A 4,797-nucleotide genomic window follows, 5' to 3' on the forward strand; every position below is an offset into this window, starting at 1 on the left:
TCGACGGCCTTCTGCACGGTATCCAGATCGGCCAGCGCCAGTTCGGTGTTGATGACCTCGATGTCCGCGCCCGGGTCGACCTTGCCGGCCACGTGGACCACGTCGTCGTTGGCGAAGCACCGCACCACCTGCACGATGGCGTCGGTCTCGCGGATGTTGGCGAGGAACTGGTTGCCGAGGCCCTCGCCCTTGGAGGCACCGGCCACGAGTCCCGCGATGTCGACGAACTCCATGCTGGTGGGGATGACCCGCTCGGGCTTGACGATCTCGGCCAGCTTGTCGAGCCGCGGGTCGGGAACGGCCACCACGCCGACATTGGGCTCGATGGTGCAGAAGGGGTAGTTGGCGGCCTGGATGCCGGCCTTGGTCAGCGCGTTGAACAGGGTGGACTTGCCGACGTTGGGCAGGCCCACGATGCCACAGTTGAAACCCATAGGGACTCCGTTGTTTCAGTGTCGGGCGCGGCCGGGCAGGGCGGCCACGCGGTGTGGTGAGTGCCGCGCGCGCTCAGGCGGACGGTCGATAGCTGTTGATGGTCTGCATCAGGGTGGCCTCGTCGGCGTGAACCAGGTCCGGCGCCAGGTGCCGGATCTCGATCACGACATCGTCGATCAGCCGCCGTTCGTCCGGGGGCGCACTCGTCAGGACGTAACCGACGACCGCGTCCCTGTGGCCGGGATGGCCTACCCCGATCCGCAGTCGCCAGAAATCCGCGCTGCCCAGGGCCGCCTGGATATCCTTCAGCCCGTTGTGGCCGCCATGACCGCCCCCGCACTTCAGGCGCATCCGCCCGGGCGGCAGGTCGAGCTCGTCGTGGATCACGAGGATCTCTTCCGGCGCGATCTTGAAGAACTGCGCCAAGGGACCGACGGATTGGCCCGACCGGTTCATGAAGGTGTCCGGGCGGAGCAGGCGCAGGTCTACACCGTCTACCATCACCCGGGCGACCGAGCCCTTGAACTTCCGTTCCTCGGTCCAGTTGCCACCCAGCGCGGCGGCGATGGCATCGAGCGCCCAGAAGCCGGCGTTGTGACGCGTGTTGTCGTACTTCTGCCCGGGATTGCCCAGTCCCACGATCAGCTTGATAGTCATGGGCGCGGATTATCGCATAGCCGAACGTGCCGCTCGGCGGCATGAAACGAAAAAACCCCGATCGCGAGATCGGGGTTCATCGAGCCTCGGGGCAGGGGAGATCAGGCTTCTTCGCCGCCTTTCTCTTCCTCGCCACCGGTCTCGGCCGATGCCTCCTCTTCCGGCTCCTTCTCCACCTTCGGCGGGTGGATGGCGACGACGGCGACGTCGTGGCTTTCACCCAGGGCCAGCTCGGGGATGCTGATGCCTTCCGGCAGCTTGATCTCGGAGAGGTGGATCGACTCGTTGACGTCCAGGTCGGCCAGATCGATGGTGAGGTACTCCGGCAGCTGACGCGGCAGGCACTCGATCTCGATCTCGTTGTGGATGACGCTGATCACGCCACCGGCCTTGGCGCCCTTGCTCTCTTCGCGGTTGTCGAAGTGCAGCGGGACGTGCATGCGCATCTTCTGACCACGGGTGATGCGCTGGAAGTCGGCATGCAGCACGACGGTGGTCTTGTACGGGTGACGATGCAGGTCACGCAGCACGACCTCGTCGGTCTCGCCGTCGACATTGAGCTCGAGGATATGCGAGAAGAACGCCTCGTGGTCGAGGTGCTTGAGGAGCTCGTTGTGGTTGATGGTCAGCGAGACCGGCGGCTTCTTGCCACCGTAGACGATTGCCGGGATGTTCCCTTCGCGACGCAGGCGGCGGCTCGCACCTTTCCCCAGGTCATCGCGAACGGACGCTTCAATCTTGAAAGTTTCTTGAGACATGATTGGGTCCACTCCAGAAATGAAAACCGCCGGGGCGACGTCTAAGCCGACTCCCGGCGTCTGATATACGGTTGCGGCCCGCGACCAAGCCCACAACCGACGCGCGCCACCCGATCGTTCGAGTGGCGCGCGAATTGTACAGGTAAAGCGCTTCGGGAGGAAGGCCGGGGCCGGGCTTGTTGGGTCAGTCGTCGTTGTAGAGCGAACTGACCGACTCGTCGGTGTGAATGCGACGAATCGTCTCGGCCAGCATCCCGGCAACCGACAGCACGCGAATACGCTCGCAGGCTTCCGCCTCGGGCTTGAGCGGTACCGTATCGGTGACCACCAGCTCGTCGAGCGCGGAGGTCTCGATGTTCTCGATCGCCTTACCGGAGAGGATGGGGTGGGTGGAATAGGCCACCACCTTGCGTGCACCGTGCTTCTTCAGGGCATCGGCTGCCTTGCAGAGGGTGCCGGCGGTGTCGACCATGTCGTCGACCAGCACGCAGGTCTTGCCCTTCACCTCGCCGATGATGTGCATGACCTGAGAGACGTTCGCGCGTGGGCGGCGCTTGTCGATGATGGCGAGATCCGCGTCGTCGAGGCGCTTGGCGACCGCCCGGGCACGCACGACACCACCGACATCGGGCGAGACGACGATCAGGTCCTCGTACTTCTGACGCCAGATGTCGCCGAGGAGTATCGGCGAGGCATAGACGTTGTCGACCGGGATGTCGAAGAAGCCCTGGATCTGGTCGGCATGCAGGTCGACGGTGAGGATGCGGTCCACGCCACCGCTCTGCAGCATGTTCGCGACCACCTTGGCGCTGATCGGCACGCGGGAGGAGCGGACGCGACGGTCCTGGCGGGAGTAGCCGAAGTAGGGGATGACCGCGGTGATGCGATGCGCCGAGGCCCGACGCAGCGCGTCGGTCATCAGCATGAGCTCCATGACGTGTTCGTTCGTCGGATCACAGGTCGGCTGGATCACGAAGACGTCGCGACCGCGGACGTTTTCCAGGAGCTCGACGGCGGATTCGCCGTCCGAGAAGTGCGTTACCGATGCCTGTCCGAGTTGGCTATCCAGGCTTTCCGCAACTCGCTCGGCCAATGGCCGATTCGCGTTGCCCGTGAAGACCATCAAGGAGCGTGATAGTGACATCGGTCTCGCCGGTTATTTGGCTGGGCCGGCAGGATTCGAACCTGCGAATGCCGGAATCAAAATCCGGTGCCTTAACCAACTTGGCGACGGCCCATTCGAAAGAGGTGCGCATCTTAACCAAGCGATCCGCATTTGCCAAGGCCCGTGCCCGGATTTTTGCCGATTTCTCGCCATTTCGTCGGCGGACAAACCTAACTGGCTGATTTGCCGACAGCGGGTCGCCGCGCGACGAAATGGCGTCGCCATATCCCGTGTCTACCCGCAAGCTTCTCGGCCATGCGGCGGGCTTGCGTCTCCGACTCGACCGGCGCGAACAGGCAGGCACCCGAGCCGGTCATGCGGGCAAAGCCGGTCTCCGCGCGCAGGTCGTCGAGCAGGGCGCCCAACGCGGGATGGTTGGCCAGCACCACCGACTCGAACACGTTGATGCCTTCCTCGCGCCAGTGCGAGAGAAGGGGGGCGTCGGGCTGCTTGGGCAGGTCACGGCGCAGTGTCGGGGCGGCAAACAGGTTGGTCGTCGGCGAGGAAACCCGGGGGACCACGACCAGGTAGATGCCGCTGGTATGCGGGGCCACCCCGGGATTCAGTTGCTCGCCGACCCCGTGGGCGGTGGCACTCTGGCCGCCCACGAACACCGGCACGTCGGCGCCCAGCTCCAGGCCGATCCGCGCGAGTGAATCGACCGGCAGCCCAAGCCCCCAGGCCCGGTTCAGGTGCTGCAACAGACAGGCGGCCGCCGCCGAACCGCCCCCCAACCCGCCCCCGACCGGGAGGTTCTTCCGCAAGGTGACATGCGCGCCGAGCGGTCGATCGGGCGAGGTCTGATCGAGCCGGCGGGCCGTGTCGCGCAACCGCTGCGCGGTGCGGTAGAGAAGGTCGTGGTGGGGATTGTCGGGCCGTCCCGTGATCGGCTCGTCACCGGCCACCCAGTCGATGCGGATATCCGGGTGGCCGGTATCGACACGTAGCTCGTCCCCGTAGTCCAGCAGCTCGAAGAAGGTCTGCAATTCGTGGTATCCGTCCGGTCGACGGGCATTGATATGCAGGTAGAGGTTGAGCTTGCTGCCGGCGCGCAGCCAGTCCGAGGTGCATGAGGGCGGGCGGGTATTCATTGACGGGGCCGGCCAACATCCCAGCTGTCGATGGCCATGCGGATGCGCATGCCGTCGTGTTGCAGTTCGACGAAGTGAGGCAGGCTGTACCCGCCGACCTCACGGTAACGGTCGTACTCGATGTCCCAGCCACGCTCGGAGAGGGTGAGCAAGCGTCCCCGATCGTCGAGACGGAATTCCCCTTCGTCCAGGGTCTCGAGCGACTCGCTTGGCAGGCCACGCACCCAGCGCGGCAGCAACGACATGGGGATATGCCAGCCGGTCTGCTCCTCGAGCAGGGCGGCGGGGCGGTTCGTGACCCGTCGATTGCCGCTACCGTCCGTCAGCAGCATCTGGTCCGGGGTGCCGGTCATCGCCAGGCGGCCGGTGTCGAAGGGGCCGCTGACGACCAGCGAGGTGACGGTGCCGACCTGGGTCCATTCCAGCTGGACGCTGCCCCCGGTCACCCCGGAACGGACGGCGGCACGTCCGTCGAACGCCCAGTCCGTCACCGACTCGATCTCGCGCTGGTGCGTTTCCCATGCGGCCAGTTGCGCCTCGCTCGCCGGCTCGGTTGGCGGGGTGCCGACCAGCGAGGCACACCCGGAGAGCAGGGCAAGGGCGGGGAGAAGGGCAAGAAGCCTCCAGGGGTACGGCAGGCGGGCGATGGCGGGCATGGATTGATCGGCTGGTTGCGGTGGACTTGAGGTGG

The 4,797-nt window shown here is 65.6% G+C and carries 6 protein-coding genes and 1 tRNA gene; all 7 read right to left on the bottom strand.

Annotation, left to right across the window (positions count from 1 at the left end):
* Window positions 1-434, bottom strand: a 434-nt coding sequence (locus ACLFRM_RS08965) for a GTPase (RefSeq protein WP_410755397.1), incomplete at its 3' end; no start/stop codon positions are given.
* A gap of 73 nt (window positions 435-507) precedes the next feature.
* Window positions 508-1,092: an aminoacyl-tRNA hydrolase gene (gene pth, locus ACLFRM_RS08970; protein ID WP_410755398.1), complete on the bottom strand. Its 585-nt coding sequence runs from the start codon at window positions 1,090-1,092 to the stop codon at window positions 508-510.
* Between the two features lie 101 nt (window positions 1,093-1,193).
* Window positions 1,194-1,850, bottom strand: coding sequence for a 50S ribosomal protein L25/general stress protein Ctc (locus ACLFRM_RS08975; protein ID WP_410755399.1), 657 nt, complete (start codon window positions 1,848-1,850; stop codon window positions 1,194-1,196).
* A 184-nt stretch (window positions 1,851-2,034) separates the two neighbouring features.
* Window positions 2,035-2,994 carry a ribose-phosphate diphosphokinase gene (locus tag ACLFRM_RS08980; RefSeq protein WP_410755400.1) on the bottom strand — a complete coding sequence of 320 codons (960 nt, stop codon included), beginning with the start codon at window positions 2,992-2,994 and terminating at the stop codon, window positions 2,035-2,037.
* 17 nt (window positions 2,995-3,011) lie between these two features.
* A tRNA-Gln gene (locus ACLFRM_RS08985) sits at window positions 3,012-3,088 on the bottom strand.
* Window positions 3,089-3,185: 97 nt separating this feature from the next.
* Window positions 3,186-4,106 (bottom strand): 4-(cytidine 5'-diphospho)-2-C-methyl-D-erythritol kinase, encoded by a 921-nt coding sequence (gene ispE, locus ACLFRM_RS08990; protein WP_410755401.1) that lies wholly within the window; start codon window positions 4,104-4,106, stop codon window positions 3,186-3,188.
* Window positions 4,103-4,797, bottom strand: a 695-nt coding sequence (lolB, locus tag ACLFRM_RS08995) for a lipoprotein insertase outer membrane protein LolB (RefSeq protein WP_410755402.1), incomplete at its 5' end; no start/stop codon positions are given. The genes ispE and lolB, both read right to left, overlap by 4 nt.

The organism is Guyparkeria sp. (assembly GCF_046540515.1).
GTDB lineage: Bacteria > Pseudomonadota > Gammaproteobacteria > Halothiobacillales > Halothiobacillaceae > Guyparkeria.